The organism is Streptomyces sp. JLBJ103 (assembly GCF_058215575.1).
Genome location: NZ_CM177089.1, coordinates 1,867,179 through 1,883,782, shown reverse-complemented (window position 1 = coordinate 1,883,782; position 16,604 = coordinate 1,867,179). Strand labels below are relative to the sequence as shown.

General features: G+C 72.2%; 14 protein-coding genes. 11 read left to right on the top strand and 3 right to left on the bottom strand.

Annotated features, from left to right (window positions below):
• Positions 1-20 precede the first annotated feature (20 nt).
• From AC4BEG_RS08065 to AC4BEG_RS08055, 3 genes are all read left to right on the top strand, one after another.
• Positions 21-2,090 carry an APC family permease gene (locus AC4BEG_RS08065; RefSeq protein WP_490705219.1) on the top strand — a complete coding sequence of 690 codons (2,070 nt, stop codon included), beginning with the start codon at positions 21-23 and terminating at the stop codon, positions 2,088-2,090.
• A 138-nt stretch (positions 2,091-2,228) separates the two neighbouring features.
• A complete protein-coding gene (locus AC4BEG_RS08060; protein WP_490705218.1) occupies positions 2,229-3,572 on the top strand; it encodes a class I SAM-dependent RNA methyltransferase in 1,344 nt (447 codons plus the stop codon).
• Positions 3,573-3,718: 146 nt separating this feature from the next.
• Positions 3,719-4,669: a CPBP family glutamic-type intramembrane protease gene (locus AC4BEG_RS08055; RefSeq protein WP_490705217.1), complete on the top strand. Its 951-nt coding sequence runs from the start codon at positions 3,719-3,721 to the stop codon at positions 4,667-4,669.
• An 11-nt stretch (positions 4,670-4,680) separates the two neighbouring features.
• On the opposite strand, the gene AC4BEG_RS08050 is transcribed toward AC4BEG_RS08055, so the two are convergent.
• On the bottom strand, positions 4,681-5,382 hold the full coding sequence (locus AC4BEG_RS08050; protein ID WP_490705216.1) for a GntR family transcriptional regulator: 702 nt from the start codon (positions 5,380-5,382) through the stop codon (positions 4,681-4,683).
• A gap of 164 nt (positions 5,383-5,546) precedes the next feature.
• Here AC4BEG_RS08050 and lhpI point away from each other — a divergent pair, with 164 nt between their 5' ends.
• Positions 5,547-6,506, top strand: a complete 960-nt coding sequence (gene lhpI, locus AC4BEG_RS08045; RefSeq protein ID WP_490705215.1) for a bifunctional Delta(1)-pyrroline-2-carboxylate/Delta(1)-piperideine-2-carboxylate reductase — start codon at positions 5,547-5,549, stop codon at positions 6,504-6,506.
• A 21-nt stretch (positions 6,507-6,527) separates the two neighbouring features.
• Here the strand turns inward: lhpI and AC4BEG_RS08040 are convergent, their stop codons facing one another.
• Entirely contained in the window at positions 6,528-7,052 is a 525-nt protein-coding gene (locus AC4BEG_RS08040; protein WP_490705214.1) for a hypothetical protein, read from the bottom strand.
• Entirely contained in the window at positions 7,045-7,593 is a 549-nt protein-coding gene (locus AC4BEG_RS08035) for a ribonuclease FAU-1 family protein (RefSeq protein ID WP_490707022.1), read from the bottom strand. Before AC4BEG_RS08035 ends, AC4BEG_RS08040 begins: the two co-directional genes overlap by 8 nt.
• 199 nt (positions 7,594-7,792) lie before the next feature.
• On the opposite strand from AC4BEG_RS08035, the gene AC4BEG_RS08030 reads away from it, so the two are divergent.
• From AC4BEG_RS08030 to AC4BEG_RS08000, 7 genes are all read left to right on the top strand, one after another.
• The gene (locus AC4BEG_RS08030) at positions 7,793-8,956 is read left to right on the top strand and encodes an AAA family ATPase (RefSeq protein ID WP_490705213.1); all 1,164 of its coding nucleotides are present in this window, start codon (positions 7,793-7,795) and stop codon (positions 8,954-8,956) included.
• 133 nt (positions 8,957-9,089) lie between these two features.
• Positions 9,090-9,428, top strand: coding sequence for a nucleotide pyrophosphohydrolase (locus AC4BEG_RS08025; RefSeq protein WP_490705212.1), 339 nt, complete (start codon positions 9,090-9,092; stop codon positions 9,426-9,428).
• A 132-nt stretch (positions 9,429-9,560) separates the two neighbouring features.
• Positions 9,561-10,046: a DUF6099 family protein gene (locus AC4BEG_RS08020; RefSeq protein ID WP_201878617.1), complete on the top strand. Its 486-nt coding sequence runs from the start codon at positions 9,561-9,563 to the stop codon at positions 10,044-10,046.
• Between the two features lie 18 nt (positions 10,047-10,064).
• Positions 10,065-10,988: an LLM class F420-dependent oxidoreductase gene (locus AC4BEG_RS08015; protein ID WP_490705211.1), complete on the top strand. Its 924-nt coding sequence runs from the start codon at positions 10,065-10,067 to the stop codon at positions 10,986-10,988.
• Between the two features lie 64 nt (positions 10,989-11,052).
• The gene (gene mmuM / locus AC4BEG_RS08010; protein WP_490705210.1) at positions 11,053-12,000 is read left to right on the top strand and encodes a homocysteine S-methyltransferase; all 948 of its coding nucleotides are present in this window, start codon (positions 11,053-11,055) and stop codon (positions 11,998-12,000) included.
• 150 nt (positions 12,001-12,150) lie between these two features.
• Positions 12,151-13,803 carry a 3' terminal RNA ribose 2'-O-methyltransferase Hen1 gene (locus AC4BEG_RS08005; protein ID WP_490705209.1) on the top strand — a complete coding sequence of 551 codons (1,653 nt, stop codon included), beginning with the start codon at positions 12,151-12,153 and terminating at the stop codon, positions 13,801-13,803.
• Positions 13,800-16,520 carry a polynucleotide kinase-phosphatase gene (locus AC4BEG_RS08000; RefSeq protein ID WP_490705208.1) on the top strand — a complete coding sequence of 907 codons (2,721 nt, stop codon included), beginning with the start codon at positions 13,800-13,802 and terminating at the stop codon, positions 16,518-16,520. The genes AC4BEG_RS08005 and AC4BEG_RS08000 overlap by 4 nt, the downstream gene beginning before the upstream one ends.
• Positions 16,521-16,604 lie beyond the last annotated feature (84 nt).

The following is a 16,604-nucleotide window of genomic DNA, read 5'->3' as shown; positions in this document are numbered from 1 at the left end:
TACCGCTTACGATCCTCTGCGTGTCCAAACTGACCGACCTCCCGAAACGGATCCTGATCGGGCGGGCGCTGCGCAGCGACAAGCTGGGGGAGACCCTTCTCCCGAAGCGCATCGCGCTCCCCGTCTTCGCCTCCGACCCCCTGTCCTCCGTCGCGTACGCGCCGGGGCAGGTGATGATCGTTCTGTCCGTGGCGGGGGCGTCGGCATACAGCTACAGCCCGTGGATCACGATCGCGATCATCGTGCTGATGTTCACCGTGGTCGCCTCGTACCGCCAGAACGTCCACGCGTATCCCAGCGGAGGCGGTGACTACGAGGTCGCCACCACCAACCTCGGCCCCAAGGCGGGGCTCACCGTCGCCAGTGCCCTGTTGGTCGACTACGTGCTGACGGTGGCGGTGTCGATCTCCTCCGGTGTGGAGAACCTCGGCTCGGCCGTCCCCTTCGTCGTCGAGCACAAGACGCTGTGCGCGGTCGGCATCATCCTGCTGCTGACGCTGATGAACCTGCGCGGGGTACGGGAGTCGGGCAAGCTCTTCGCGATCCCCACGTACGTCTTCGTCGGCGGCGTCTTCGCGATGATCATCTGGGGCGCCTACCGCGGGCTGGTCCTCGGCGACGACATGAAGGCCCCCACCGCCGGTTACGAGGTCCACGCCGAGCACACCGGGCTGGCCGGTTTCGCGCTGATCTTCCTGCTGCTGCGGGCGTTCTCCGACGGCTGTGCCGCGCTGACCGGTGTCGAGGCGATCAGCAATGGTGTGCCCGCCTTCCGCAAGCCCAAGAGCCGGAACGCGGCGACGACGCTGGCGCTGATGGGCGGCCTGGCCGTCGTCATGTTCGTCGGCATCATCTCGCTGGCCCTGGCCACCGACGTGAAGATGGCCGAGGACCCGGCCCGTGACCTGCTGGACAAGGGGGTCGCACTCGGCTCCGACTACACCCAGAACCCGGTGATCTCGCAGGTCGCCGCCGCCGTCTTCGGCGACGGCTCGATCCTGTTCGTGGTGCTGGCCGCGGCCACCGCGCTGGTGCTGTTCCTGGCCGCCAACACCGCGTACAACGGCTTCCCGCTGCTCGGCTCGATCCTGGCCCAGGACCGCTATCTGCCCCGCCAGCTGCACACCCGCGGCGACCGGCTCGCGTTCTCCAACGGCATCGTGCTGCTGGCCTCGGCCGCCGCGGTCCTGGTCTATGTCTACGGCGCCGACTCGACCCGGCTGATCCAGCTCTACATCGTCGGTGTCTTCGTCTCCTTCACCCTCAGCCAGACCGGCATGGTGCGGCACTGGAACCGCCATCTGGCCACCGAGCGGGACCCGGCTGCGCGCCGGCGGATGATCCGCGCCCGCGCCATCAACACCTTCGGTGCCTTCTTCACCGGTCTGGTGCTGGTCGTGGTGCTGCTGACCAAGTTCACCCACGGCGCGTGGGTCGCCCTGCTGGGCATGTTCATCTTCTACGTCACCATGACGGCGATCCGCCGCCACTACGACGGGGTCTCCGAGGAACTCGCCGCCGCCACCGAGCAGCTCGACGAGGAGGAGGTGCGCCCCTCCCGGGTACACTCCATCGTCCTGGTCTCCAAGGTCCACAAGCCGACGCTGCGCGCCCTGGCCTACGCCAAGCTGATGCGCTCCCACCGGCTGGAGGCCGTGAGCATCAGCGTCGACCCCGCCGAGACCAAGGCCCTCCAGGCGGTGTGGCACGAGCGCGGTATCGACGTCCCCCTGAAGATCCTCGACTCCCCGTACCGCGAGATCACCCGGCCGGTCATCGACTACGTCAAGGGCCTGCGCCGGGAGAGCCCGCGCGATGTGGTCTCGGTCTACATCCCCGAGTACGTGGTCGGACGCTGGTACGAGCATCTGCTGCACAACCAGAGCGCGCTGCGGCTCAAGGGGCGGCTGCTGTTCACCCCGGGCGTCATGGTGACCTCCGTGCCCTGGCAGCTGGACTCCTCGGAGCTGGCCCGGAAGCGGGCCCGCAAGCGGGCCGAGTGGAACGCGCCGGGCGCGGTGCGGCGCGGTCCGGTCACCCCGCCGAAGGGCGAGCGGACAGGCACCAAGTCGCAGACCCCGGGACGCTAGGCCCGGGGCACCGGCGGCCGGACCGGGGGAGGGGTGGCGGCACGTAGACTGGTGGGCTGTTGTCCCACCGCCGGGCCGCACCCCGCGGCCGGGCCGCCGTCCCACCGCCCTCTCACCCCTTCAGGAGCCGAGCCCGCCATGCACCGTGAACCCAAGGCGTCGCTGGTCGGCGAGGAGTACGAGGTCGAGGTCGGCCCGGTGGCCCACGGCGGCCACTGCATCGCCCGCACCGAGGAGGGCCAGGTCCTCTTCGTCCGGCACGCCCTGCCCGGTGAGCGGGTCGTCGTCCGGGTGACCGAGGGCGAGACCGGCGCCCGCTTCCTGCGCGCCGACGCGGTGCGGGTCCTGGACGCCTCCAAGGACCGGGTCGAGGCGCCGTGCCCGTTCTCCGGACCGGGCCGCTGCGGCGGTTGCGACTGGCAGCACGTGGCCCCCGGAGCCCAGCGCCGGCTGAAGGCCGAGGTGATCATCGAGCAGCTGCGCCGGCTCGCCGGGCTCACCCCCGAGCAGGCGGGCTGGGACGGCACCGTCGAGCCCGCGCCGGGCGACAAGGTGTCCCGCGGTGAGGTCCCCGCCTGGCGCACCCGCGTGCAGTACGCCGTCGACGAGCAGGGGCGGCCCGGACTGCGCCGCCACCGCTCGCACGAGGTCGAGCCGGTGGACCACTGTCTGATCGCCGCCCCCGGCGTCACCGAACTCGGCGTCGAGAAGCGCGAATGGCCGCAGATCGAGACGGTGGAGGCGATCGCCGCCACCGGCTCCTCCGACCGTCAGGTCGTCCTCACCCCGCGCCCCGGCGGCAGGCTGCCGATCGTCGAGCTGGACCGGCCGGTCTCCGTATTGCGGGTCAGCGAGTCCCGCGGCCGGGACCGGGCCCGGATGGTCCACCGCGTCCACGGCCGCCCCTTCGTCCGTGAGCGCGCCGCGGGCCGCACCTGGCGGGTCGGTGAGGGCGGCTTCTGGCAGGTCCACCCCAAGGCGGCGGATCTGCTGGTCGAGGCCGTGATGCAGGGCCTGATGCCGCGCAAGGGACAGACCGCGCTCGATCTGTACTGTGGTGTCGGACTGTTCGCGGGCGCACTCGCCGAGCGGGTCGGGGAGAGCGGCGCGGTGCTCGGTATCGAGTCCTCCAAGCGCGCGGTGGAGGACGCCCGCCACAACCTCCAGGACTTCGACCGGGTCCGGATCGAGCACGGCAAGGTCGAGCAGGTGCTGCCGCGCACCGGAATCACCGAGGCCGATCTGATCGTGCTGGACCCGCCCCGCTCGGGCGCGGGCAAGGAGACCGTGACCCGGCTCGCGGGCATGGGCGCGCGCCGGATCGCCTACGTCGCCTGCGACCCGGCGGCGCTCGCCCGCGATCTGACGTACTTCGCCGCGGCGGGCTATGTCCCGCGCCGGATGCGGGCGTTCGACCTCTTCCCGGTCACCCACCACGTGGAGTGCGTGATGATCCTGGAGCCGCGCCGCGAGGACGGCTGACCCGGCGGCCCGTCGTGGTGGGTCGAAGGATGTAGTCCGCTTTCCCCCTTGCGTAGGACCCCGCGCTCCGCAGCGCCGGTGAGGATGAACGGGTGCGGCACTCGGTACGGGTGCCGCGTCCGGGTCGGATACGGGGGAGTGGACAGATGACGGAATCCAGGCGCGGTATGCCCGGCGCCTCACGCATGGGGGCGCTGGGCCGGGCGCTGACCGGCGGGCTCATCATGGCGACGGCGCTGGGCGCCGGTACCGGGCTGGGCCCGGCCGCCGCCGACGCCGTGGGGGCGTCGGGACTGGTGGCGCGACTGATACCGGCGGCGCTCGTCACGGCCGTCGCGCTTTCGCTGGTGGCCGTGGCGCACCGGGGGTTGTCGCCGCGGCGGCTCGGGTTCGGCGGGCCGTGGGCGAGCGCGGGCGCCCTCCTGACCGGGGTGGGCGCCACGGCGGCAGCGGCGGCGCTCGTCCTGGGCACGGCGACGGCCGGGGGTCTGCTGCGCTGGTCGGACCCGGATCCCGGTGCGCTGGCCGGGTTCCTCGCCTCGAACGCGGTGGTCGCGTTCCTGCTGGAGGCGCTGCCGGAGGAGACGACCCTGCGCGGCTACACCTGGACCTCGCTGCGCGGACGGTTCGGCGGTACGGTCACCGCGCTGGCCACCACGGCGGTCTTCCTGCTGGTCCCGGGGGCGTCAACGGTCGTGGCGGCCGGGGCGGCGCGGCTGGTCGGCGAGGACGCGGGGCCGATCGGCATCGCGCCCGACGGGCAGAACCCGGTCGACTACCTGATTCTGATGGTGGTGTTCGGGCTGACCCTGGTCGCGGCGCGGACGGCTCTCGCACGGGCTCCGCTGTGGACCTCCATCGGTGTCCATCTGACCTTTCTGACCGTCAACCGGATCGCCCTGGAGGGCGACAAGCGCCACGCGGGCTGGTACGTCGAGCACGGCGCGGGGGCGGCGGGGCTGCTGGTGCCGGTGTATCTGCTGGTCGTCGCGGCCGGGTTCGCGCTGTGGGGACGGCGGACACGCCGTCGCCGCCGGGAGGGGACGGCGCACGCGGCGGACGTGCGTGGCCCGGCCAGGGTCGGCGCGGTGCGCTGACGGGCCGGGCGTCAGCCGGAGCTCGGTGCGTCGGGGCGCGCCCAGTCGGCGCGGACATGGCGCAGATGTTCCTGGAGCAGGACCGCCAGCCGGGCGGTGTCCCGTTCGGCGACGGCGGCCAGGATGGCGCGGTGCTCACCGGCCGCGCCCCCGAGGGAACCGCGGGCGGCGAGCGCCTCCAGACCGTACAGCCGGGTCCGGTCGCGCAGCGCCGCGACCGTGTCGACCAGGCGCTTGTTGCCGCCGAGGGCCAGCAGTTCGAGGTGGAAGCGGCGGTCGGCGTCGAGGAGCCGGGGGACGTCGCGCGCCTCGGCGGCGGCCTCGATGTCCTCCGCCATCGACTCCAGGCGGCGCAGATCCGCCGGTCCGGCGTGGGCGGCTGCCTTGAGGGTGCCGGGGATCTCCAGGAACAGCCGCATCTCGTGGATCTCGTCGAGGTCGTGCTCGCTCATCGGGACGACGCGGTAGCCGCGGTTGCGGACGGGCTCCATCAGGCCCTGGCTGACCAGGGTCAGCATGGCCTCGCGCACCGGACTGCTGGAGACGCCGAGCCGGGTCGCCAGGGCCGCCGCCGAGTAGATGTCGCCGGGGCGGATCTCACCGGAGACGAGGGCCTGCCGCACCATCGCGAGGATCTGGTCGCGCAGGCTGGTGCGGTGCAGCGGTGCGGATTCCCTGGTGCGGTGCAGCTGTGCGGATTCCGGCTCGGCCACCCTCTGCCTCTCCTCCGTCCCTGCCATCTGCCCGTATGCCACCGGCCCTTGACTTCGGGGCGAGCGGCTTGCATCGTACCCGGCACCAGTAGCCGGTAACCGATTACTCATAGGTAGCAGGCAGTATCATCCCGACCCCTCAGCCGCCTCACGTCAAGGACGCCATGCTGCACTTCACCGCCGAGGAAACCGTCCGTGCGCTGCCGTTCGACGCACTGGTCCCCGCGCTGCGCCAGGGATTCGCCCGTGGTGCGCACACGCCGGCCCGGCACCACCACACCCTGGACGAAGCGAGCAACGCCATCCTGCTTCTCATGCCGTCCTGGACGACCCGGGGAACCTGGGCCGAGGGCGACTTCGTGGGCGTCAAGCTGGTCAACGTCTTCCCCGGCAACGCCGACCGGGGGCGCCCGGCGCTGTCCTCCGCCTACCTCCTCGCCGGCGCCGAAACCGGTGAACACCTCGCGCTGATCGACGGCAACGAGCTGACCCGGCGCCGTACGGTGGCCACCTCCGCGCTCGCCGCCTCCTTTCTCGCCCGTCCGGACAGCGCGACCCATCTGGTCATCGGCGCGGGGCATGTCGGCAGCCTCGCGGCGGCCGCGTACCGCGGTGTGCTCGACATCCGGACCGTGCTGATCCATGACCGCACCCCCGCACGCGCCGAAGCGTTGGCCGAGCGGCTGCGCGCCGAGGGCATGGACGCGCGGGTGGCCCCGGACCTGGCCGAGGCCGCGGCGTCGGCCGACGTCATCAGCTGCGCGACCCTGGCCACCGAGCCGGTGGTGCGCGGCGCATGGCTGCGGCCGGGCACCCACCTCGATCTGATCGGCAGCTTCCGACCCACCATGCGGGAGGCGGACGACAGTTGTGTACGGCGGGGCTCGGTCTACATCGACACCCCTGTCGCTCTGGAGGAGTCCGGCGATCTGACCCAGCCGATCGCCTCCGGTGCGCTGAGCCGGGACGCCGTGGTGGGCACCCTGCCGCAGCTGTGCAGGGAGGAGGTACCCGGCCGCCGCGACAGCGAAGAGATCACCGTGTTCAAGTCCGTCGGCAGTGGGCTCGCCGATCTCGCGGCGGCGGCACTGGTCTACCGCGGCGCGGGGGCGTCGGCTGCGTGAGGCGCCCTGTGCGAGGTGCCGTTACACCTCGTGCAGGGCGGTCCGCGCGGTGTCGACGAACTCCGTGAGCGCCTGCCAGAACGGCCGGTAGGCGTCATCGAAGCGGCCCACCGCCTCCGCGTCGCCGGAGCGCATCGCGCCCAGGGCCCGGTGGAACGGACCGGTCGCCTTCTGGAGCGCGTTCGCCGCGGCGGCCACCGGCGCCGGGCCCTCCAGCTCCACCACCCGGACGCAGCGGCGCATTTTGCCGTACTCGTCGCGTTCGCGCTCGGCCAGTTCGTCGAGGACCTCGGGGCGGCGCCGGGCCTCACCGGTCCGGTCGGCCGCGGACACCTCCCAGTACAACTCGCAGATGCCATGGGCCCGTTCGATGAGATCGAGATAAGCCGTGCGCCTGCTGTCGCGCAGCCGCTCCGCCCGCTGCGTGAGCGCCGCGGTGTCCGCCTGTATCCGGGCCGCGCGGGTGTTGCCGCGGCTGGTGACCCAGCTGGCCACGACAGCGGTGCCACCGGTGAGGGCGGCGATCCAGAAGGTGCTGTCAGCCACGGCCGTCCCGCGCCGCGCCCTCGGTCAGCAGGGTGTCGAACCCGCCCTCGCGCGCGAGCCGTTCGAGGTCGTCGAGGGCGCCGCGGGCCCGCGCGGCGGCGACCGGGTCGCGCTCGGTGAGTCCGCTCTCCAGGAACTCGTCCTCGTCCAGCCGCAGCACGGCCGTCCGGTCCGCCGAGACCCACAGGTCCAGGTCGAGGTCGGTGACGACCAGGGTGTCCGGCTCGACGACGGTGGGCCGGGTGATGTCGCAGTACCAGCCCTTGAGCGCACCGGAGGCCGACCGGACCTCCTTGACCGCGTACCAGCGGTCGCGCCAGTAGTGCTCGGTGAAGACGTCACCGCTCTCGAAGCGGACGAAGCCGAAGTCGCGGACCGCCGCACCGGCCCAGGGGGCGCGCACGGTCACCCGGGTTCCGTCGTCGGCGACCACGGTCGCGGGGTAACGGACGTCGGGGCGGGGGTGTTTGACGAGTCTGACCGTGATCTCGCCGCCGGGTGCCAGGATGCCGGGCGCCGTCGTGATGTCCGTGCCGCTCATGGTGTGCTCGTTCTCCCCGTGCCGCTCGTCGCTGTTGCCGCCGCCGAGCATTCCGTACGCATGGTCACACCGGCCACTCCATTTCCTGGCGGATCTTCCTGCTCAGAGTCATCTTCAGCAACCGCCCTTATCCCCCGATGGTAGGAAGATACGGAAGGCGTAACGGTTCGCCGGTATATTCCAGGGATATGTTCCGGGCATGAGCGCATCGGGGCTGCTGCCCAGGACCGAACTGCGGCCCACTGTCTCCGAGTTGAGGCTGTCGGCCTTCAAGAGGCACCGCCGTGCCGCCTTCCCGCTGGGCCCGCTGACCCTGATCTCCGGTCCGAGCGGCAGCGGCAAGTCCGGTGTGCTGGAGGCGTACGCGGCGCTCGCGCGGCTCGCGGGCGGCGCCCGGCTCCCGGAGGTGTTCCGCGACCCGGCGGCGTACATCCCGCGCTGGGCCCGCCCGGACCGGCAGGGGCGGCGCGGCTTCCGGATCGGCTGCACGGTGGACGGCCCGGTCGGGCCGGTACGGCTGGACGTCGCCGTGCAGGCCGAGCCCGAGCTGCGGATCGTGGGCGAGCGGCTGACCGGCGCGGGGGAGACCCTGCTGGAGACGGCGCTGCGCGATCCGGGGCGGCGCTGCGTCCAGGCCGCCTGGCACACCGCGGGGGCGGTCGCGGTCACCCGCGCTCCGCTGCCCGACGACCGGCTGGCCACCTCGCTGCTGCCGCTGCGGGTGGCGGGCACCACGGAGGGGCAGCGGCTGGCGCTGTCCGCCGCCGAGCAGGTGGTCATCGCGCTGCGCTCGGTCTTCCCCTGCGATCCGAGGCCGGAGCGGATGCGGGCACCGGCGCCGCCGCGCGACGGCCGGTTACGCGGTGGCTGCGACAATCTGGCGGCGGTGCTGCGGCGGACCAGCCGGGAGTGTGGCAGCCGGCACGCGGCGCTGGTCGCGGCGGTCCGGGCGGGGTGCGCGGGACCGGTCGAGGGCCTGGTGACGGAGGGGCGCGCGGACGGGGTGGTGCGCGCCCTGCTGGAACAGGGCCCGCTGGGGGTCATGCCGGTGGAGCGGCTGGGGGACGGCGAGCTGCGGTACATCGCGCTCGCGCTGGTGCTGCTGACCGGACCGGGGGTGCTGGCGGTGGACCCCGCGACCGATGTGCTGCCCGCGCGTCAGGTGCTGACGGTGCTGGCCGACGGGTTCGACCGTTGTCTGGACCGGCGGCAGGCCCGGGAGCTGCTGGGGGTGGCGGCCCGGATGTGCGCACGGGGGCACATCCGGCTCGTGGGCACGGTGGGGGCGGTGGGGGATGTGACGGGGGCGCTGGGGGGCGCCCCCGTCACGGTGGTAAACCTGGGGCGTGAGCGAGTCTGCTGAGAGCCAGTCCCCTGGGAACCAGTCGCCGGGGAGTCAGTCTGCTGAGCGCCGGTTGCCCGAGCGCCGGTTCCCTGAGCGCCGGTTCCCTGAGCGCCGGTCCCCCGAGCGTGGGGATCGATCCGACGGCCTCGATGTGGCGGGGTTGCAGCGCAGGCTGGCCGCCTTCGCGGCGGCGCGCGACTGGCAGCAGTACCACACCCCCAAGAACCTCGCGGCGGCGCTGAGCGTCGAGGCGTCGGAGCTGGTGGAGATCTTCCAGTGGCTGACGCCGGAGCAGTCGGCACGGGTGATGGCGGACGCGGGGCAGGCGGCCCGGGTCGAGGACGAGGTCGCCGATGTGCTGGCCTATCTGCTCCAGTTCTGCGAGGTGTTGGGGATCGACGCGCTCAACGCGCTCTCCGCGAAGATCGACCGCAATGAGGCGAGGTTCCCGACGACGGCCCCCACAGGCCCCGTTCATCACTCTCAGTAGTGAGCAGGTTATCCACAACGCAACTGTTGTCAACAGATTCCTGAATTCCCCTAGCTTTTCGGCCTGTTAGTTATCACTCTGGGTAGTGGAGGAGTGACGGGTGCGAGAAGTCCGTTGAGAGGGGAACGGGGCATGGACGCGATGCGGCTGATCGGTGTCACGCGGCACGCCCTGGCCAAGGCCGGGAGCGTGCACGACATCGTGGCCGAAGCCTGGCAGGTCCAGGCACTGGCAGAAGCGGTCGGCGGATATTTCGTGGTCAGCGGCCCGGCGGCGGCACGGGCCGAGGCGCGAGGGCTGTGCGAGGCGGGCGGCAGGGCGCGGGGAGCCCTCTTCCACCCCGCGTTGCACCACCCCGCGCTGCACAGCGGCGGTTTACGGGCCGCGCAGCTGTCGGAAGTGAGGGATCCCAAAGCGGTGCTGCTCGCGCTGGGGGATCTGCTCGCGGAGGCGGGGTTCGCCTTGGTCGGAGTGGCCTCCAGCACCGAGGAGGAGGCGCTGTACTGGCAGTGCGTGGAGGCGATCGACGCGGCCGACGAGGCCAGGGACCGGGTGCACGGCATGCTCAGGCACCTCACGGTGCGGGAATGGGGTGGAGAGTGGGGCGGCGCGGCATGACGAGGCAGGATGGAGCGCATGGATCTCCGCATCTTCACCGAGCCCCAGCAGGGGGCGACCTACGACACCCTGCTGACCGTCGCCAAGGCCACCGAAGCCCTGGGCTTCGACGCCTTCTTCCGCTCGGACCACTATCTGCATATGGGCGATGTCGATGGGCTGCCGGGCCCGTCCGACGCGTGGATCACCCTGGCCGGGCTGGCCCGAGAGACCCGGCGGATCCGGCTCGGCACCCTGATGACCGCCGCCACCTTCCGGCTGCCGGGCGTGCTCGCGATCCAGGTGGCGCAGGTCGACCAGATGTCCGGCGGGCGGGTCGAGCTGGGGCTGGGCACGGGCTGGTTCGAGGAGGAGCACCGGGCCTACGGGATCCCGTTCCCGAAGGACAAGTTCGCCCGGCTGGAAGAGCAGCTGGAGATCGTCACCGGTCTGTGGGAGACACCGGTCGGCGAGACCTTCAGCTACGACGGAGCCCACTACCAGCTGGTCGACTCACCCGCGCTGCCCAAGCCCGCCCGGAACAGGCCGCCGGTGCTGATCGGTGGTCATGGGGCCACCCGCACCCCGCGGCTGGCCGCCCGGTTCGCAGATGAGTTCAATATCCCCTTCGCCTCGGTCGAGGACAGCGTGCGGCAGTTCGGGCGGGTGCGGGAGGCGGCCGAGGCCGCCGGCCGCAAGGGGGACGACCTGGTGTACTCCAATGCGCTGGTGGCCTGCGTCGGCAAGGACGACGCCGAGGTCGCGCGGCGGGCCGGGGCGATCGGCCGGGAGGTCGAGGAGCTGAAGGCGAACGGTCTGGCGGGCTCCCCGGCCGAGGTCGTCGACAAGATCGGCCGCTATGCGGAGGCCGGAGCGTCCCGGATCTACCTCCAGATCCTGGACCTTGACGACATCGACCACCTGGAGCTGATCTCCTCCCAGGTCCAGGCCCAGCTGGGCTGACCGGCCGACCGGCCAACCCCGCTGTCCGGCCGACCGGCCGACCGCACCACCAGGAGCACCTGTGATGTCCGCTCGTTCGACCACCTTCGCCGCCGCACTGGAAGGCCGCACACCGCTGATCCTCGACGGTGGGCTGTCCAACCAGCTGGAGGCGCAGGGCTGCGATCTGTCCAACGACCTCTGGTCGGCCCGGCTGCTCGCCGACGACCCCGGGCAGGTCGAGGCCGCACATCTGGCCTATGCGCGGGCGGGCGCACAGGTGCTGATCACCAGTAGCTATCAGGCGACTTACGAGGGGTTCGCGCGCAGGGGGGTGAGCCGGGAAGAAACGACGGAGCTGCTGCGGCGCAGTGTGCGACTGGCCCGGAGCGCGGCCGAGCGGGCGGGCGGTGGGGGGTCGGGTCCAGCCGGTGCCCCGGGGGCCGGTCCGGTGTGGGTGGCCGCGTCCGTCGGCCCGTACGGCGCGATGCTGGCGGACGGCAGTGAGTATCGCGGGCGCTATGGGCTGGGAGTGGAGGAGCTGGAGCGGTTCCACCGGCCCCGGATCGAGGCGCTGGCCGGGGCCGGACCGGATGTGCTGGCGCTGGAGACCGTGCCGGACCTGGACGAGGCAGGGGCGCTGCTGCGGGCCGCCGAGGGGTGCGGAGTGCCGGTCTGGCTGTCGTACACCATCGCCGGGGAAGCCACCCGGGCCGGACAGCCTCTGGGCGAGGCGTTCGCCCTGGCCGCCGGGAATGACCAAGTGATCGCTGTTGGCGTCAACTGCTGTGCACCGGAGGACGCCGACCGGGCCGTGGAGATCGCGGCCGACACCACCGGAAAGCCGGTGGTGGTCTATCCGAACAGCGGAGAGGAGTGGGATGCCGGAGCGCGTGGCTGGCAGGGACGGCCGACGTTCGGCGCGGCCCGGGTGCGGGCATGGCGGGAGGCCGGGGCGAGGCTCATCGGGGGCTGCTGCCGGGTGGGACCGGACCGGATCGCCGAGTTGAGCGCCGTGCTGGGTGAGCGGTGACGGCCGAGTTGAGCGCCGTGGGGGGCGCGCATGTATGCCGAGTTGGGCGCGGTGCGGGGCCGCCGGGTTGAGGACCATGGGGTGGGAGCCGTGGCCGTTTTGCTGAGAAACCATTAGCAGCCCGCCCGTCGCGCGGTGATACTCGGACGGGTGTTCTTGACAATAACCACCACCGGCACTGACGAGAGCCCCGCGACCGACCTCGGGTTTCTGCTGCACAAGCATCCCGACAAGGCGCAGCGGTTCTCCACCTCCCATGGCACGGCGCATGTCCTCTACCCCGAGGCGACCGCCCAGCGCTGCACCGCGGCGCTGATGCTGGAGGTGGATCCCGTGGCGCTGGTGCGGCGGGGCCGGGGCAAGGGCCGGGGCGGAGCGCCCGACTCCGCGCTGGCGCAGTACGTCAACGACCGTCCGTATGCCGCCTCCTCGCTGCTGGCGGTGGCACTGAGCAGTGTCTTCTCCAGCGCACTGCGGGGGCAGTGCAAGGCGCGGCCCGAGCTGCCGGAGCGGCCGCTGCCGCTGCGGATCGAGGTGCCCGCGCTGCCCGCCCGCGGGGGAGCCGAGCTGGTCCAGCGGCTGTTCGCGCCGCTGGGGTGGGCGGTGACGGCCGAACCGGTGGCGCTGGACGAGGAGTTCCCGGAGTGGGGCGACTCCCGGTATGTCCGGTTGGTGCTGGAGGGCGAACAGCGGCTGGCCGACGCGCTGCGCCATCTGTATGTGCTGCTGCCGGTGCTGGACGACGCCAAGCACTACTGGGTCGCCCCGGACGAGGTGGACAAGCTGCTGCGGTCCGGCGAGGGCTGGCTGGAGGGCCACCCCGAGCAGCGGCTGATCACCAGCCGCTATCTGACCCGCCGCTGGTCGCTGACGCGCACCGCGCTGGAGCGGCTGGAGCTGGCCCGGCTCGCCGAGGCGGATGACACCGAGGTGGAGGAGATCGACAACGCGGTGGCCGAGTCAACGGCCGAGTTCGAGGGCGAGTCCACGGGCGAGTCAGCGGGCGAGTCCGTGGCCGAGTCCGTGGAAGAGGAGGAGGGGACACAGAAGACCGCAGGAGGTGTGAGCGGGGAGACGGCGGAGGCCGCCGGGAAGCCGGTGCCGCTGGCCGTACAGCGGCGCGAGGCGATCCTCGACGCCCTGCACGGGACCGAGTCCGCCCGGGTGCTCGATCTCGGCTGTGGCCAGGGCCAGTTGCTGGCCGCTCTGCTGAAGGACGCACGGTTCACCGAGATCGTCGGTGTCGATGTCTCGATGCGCGCGCTGAACGAGGCGGCGCGGCGGCTGCGGCTGGACCGGATGTCCGAACGGCAGTCGGCCCGGCTGAAACTGATGCAGGGTTCGCTCGCATACACCGACGGCAGGCTGCGTGGCTATGACGCCGCGGTGCTCTGCGAGGTGATCGAGCATGTGGATCCGCCGCGACTGCCCGCCCTGGAGTACGCCGTGTTCGGTGCCGCGCGGCCCCGGGCCGTCCTGGTGACCACGCCCAACGTGGAGTACAACGTGCGCTGGGAGACCCTGCCCGCCGGGAAGTCGCGCCACCCCGACCACCGCTTCGAGTGGACCCGGGAGGAGTTCCGGAGCTGGGCCCACGAGGTCGCGGAACGCCACGGCTACACCGTGGAGTTCCGTCCCGTCGGCCCCGACGACCCCGAGGTGGGACCGCCCACCCAGCTCGCCCTGTTCCGCCTCGGCGCCGACGGCACGAAGACCGACCGCACGAGCACCGACGAACAGCGCACCGACCACAGCACCACCGAGACCACCAGCACCACGACCGCGAAGGAGGCGGCCGCATGACCGACGCCGACGTCACCACCGTCAAGCGCAGCCTCGCCGTGCCCGACCTGTCCCTCGTGGTCCTCGTCGGTACCACCGGCTCCGGCAAGTCCACGTTCGCCCGGCGCCACTTCCTGCCCACCCAGGTCGTCTCCTCCGACGTCTGCCGCGGGCTGGTCGCCGACGACGAGAACGACCAGAGCGCCACCCCCGACGCCTTCGACCTGCTCCACTACATCGCGGGCAAGCGGCTGGCGGCCGGGCGGCTGACCGTCGTGGACGCCACCAACGTCCAGTCCGAGGCCCGTCGCAGCCTCATCAGACTCGCGCGCGAGTACGACGTCCTCCCCGTCGCCATCGTCCTCGACATGCCCGAGGGCGAATGCGCCCGGCGCAACGCGGCGCGGCCCGACCGCGCGGAGATGCCCGCCCATGTCATTCCGCGCCAGCGGCGTGAGCTGCGCCGCTCCCTGAAGTCCCTGGAGCGCGAGGGCTTCCGCAAGGTGCACATCCTGCGCGGCCCCGAAGAGGTCGAGGCCGCCGAGATCACCACCGAGCGCCGCTACAACGATCTGCGCCACCTCACCGGTCCGTTCGACATCATCGGTGACATCCACGGCTGCCGTTCCGAGCTGGAGACTCTGCTCGGCAAGCTGGGCTACGCCCTGCGCCGTGACGAGCGCGGTCGCCCGGTCGACGCCACCCACCCCGAGGGCCGTACCGCGGTCTTCGTCGGCGACCTCGTCGACCGCGGGCCCGACAGCCCGGGGGTGTTGCGCCTGGTGATGGGGATGGTGGCCTCCGGCGCGGCGCTGTGCGTCCCCGGCAACCACGAGAACAAGCTCGGCCGCTATCTCAAGGGCCGCAAGGTCCAGGTCACCTACGGCCTTGCCGAGACCGTGGAGCAGCTGGAGCGGGAGCACACGGAGGACCCGGAGTTCGGCGACCGCGTCCGGGTCTTCATCGAGTCGCTGGTCAGTCACTACGTACTGGACGGCGGGGCGCTGGTGGTGTGCCACGCCGGGCTGCCCGAGAAGTACCACGGCCGCACCTCGGGCCGGGTCCGCTCGCATGCGCTGTACGGGGACACCACCGGTGAGACCGATGAGTTCGGTCTGCCGGTGCGTTACCCCTGGGCCCAGGACTACCGGGGCCGCGCCGCCGTCGTCTACGGCCACACCCCGACCCCCGTGGCCTCCTGGCTCAACAACACCATCTGCCTGGACACCGGCTGTGTCTTCGGCGGCCGGATGACCGCGCTGCGCTGGCCGGAGCGGGAGCTGGTGGACGTCCCGGCCGAGCGGATCTGGTACGAGCCGGTCAAGCCGCTGACCAACGAGGCCCCCGGCGGCGCCGAGGGCCGTCCGCTGGACCTGGGCGATGTGCAGGGCCGCCGGGTGGTGGAGACCCGGCACATGGGCCGGATCGCGGTGAAGGAGGAGAACGCCGCGGCGGCGCTGGAGGTCATGAGCCGCTTCGCGGTCGACCCGCGATTGCTCGGTTATCTCCCGCCCACCATGGCGCCGTGCGCCACCTCCTCGGAGGACGGCTATCTCGAGCACCCGGCAGAGGCGTTCGCCGCCTACCGCGCCGACGGGGTGCGCGAGGTGATCTGCGAGGAGAAGCACATGGGCTCCCGCGCGGTGGCCCTGGTCTGCCGTGACGAGGAGGTCGCACGGAAGCGTTTCGACGCGCCGGACGGGGTGTCCGGCATGGTGTACACCCGCACCGGGCGGCCGTTCTTCGACGACCCGCGGCTGACCGGGAAGATCCTGCGACGGCTGAGCCGCGCCATCGACAGCGCCGGTCTCTGGCAGGAGCTGGACACCGACTGGCTGCTGTTGGACGCCGAGCTGATGCCGTGGTCCCTCAAGGCCAAGGGGCTGCTGCGCAACCAGTACGCGGCGGTCGGCGCCGCCTCGCGCGCCGTTCTCCCCGGTGTGCTCACCGCGCTGGAGAACGCGGCGGCGCGCGGTGTCGAGGTGTCCGACCTGCTCGGCAAGCAGCGTGAACGAGCGGTGGACGCGGCCGCGTTCACCGAGGCGTATCGGCGCTACTGCTGGCCGGTCGGCGATCCGCAGCGCGGGTGGCCGGGCGAGGAGCGGGAGGCACCGAGGGGCCGCCGCACCGTCGGATCGCGGGGCACGGACGGTCTGGACGGCATCCGGCTGGCCCCGTTCCAGATCCTGGCGGTCCAGGGCCGCAGCCTCGCTGCGCTCCCGCACGACCAGCAGCTCGCGATGATCGACCGGATGATCGAGGCTGAGGGGCTGGACGCCGACGCGAACAACTCCATCTGCGCCTACGTCCCGAAATATGTGAACCGGCTGCTCGCTCCCACCCGCCGTCTGGTCGTCGACACCGAGGACGACGCGTCCATTGCCGCCGGTGTCCAGTGGTGGCTGGACCTCACGGCGGCGGGCGGCGAGGGCATGGTCGTCAAGCCGCTCCAGGGCTTTGTGCGCAAGGGCGACGGCCGACTGGTCCAGCCGGGCGTCAAGTGCCGTGGCCGCGAGTATCTGCGCATCATCTACGGCCCGGAGTACACCCGTCCGGAGAACCTGGACCGGCTGCGTGTGCGCCACCTCGGCCACAAGCGCTCGCTGGCGCTGCGGGAGTACGCGCTCGGCCTCGAGGCGCTGGACCGGCTGGCCGACGGTGAGCCGCTGTGGCGCGTCCACGAGGCGGTCTTCGCGGTGCTTGCGCTGGAGTCCGAGCCGGTGGACCCCCGCCTCTAGAGTCCCTTTTCAATGGGGGCGCCCGGCCTTGCCACCCGGGCGCCCGGCCTTGCCACCCGGGTGCCCGGCCAGACCGCCGGAGCT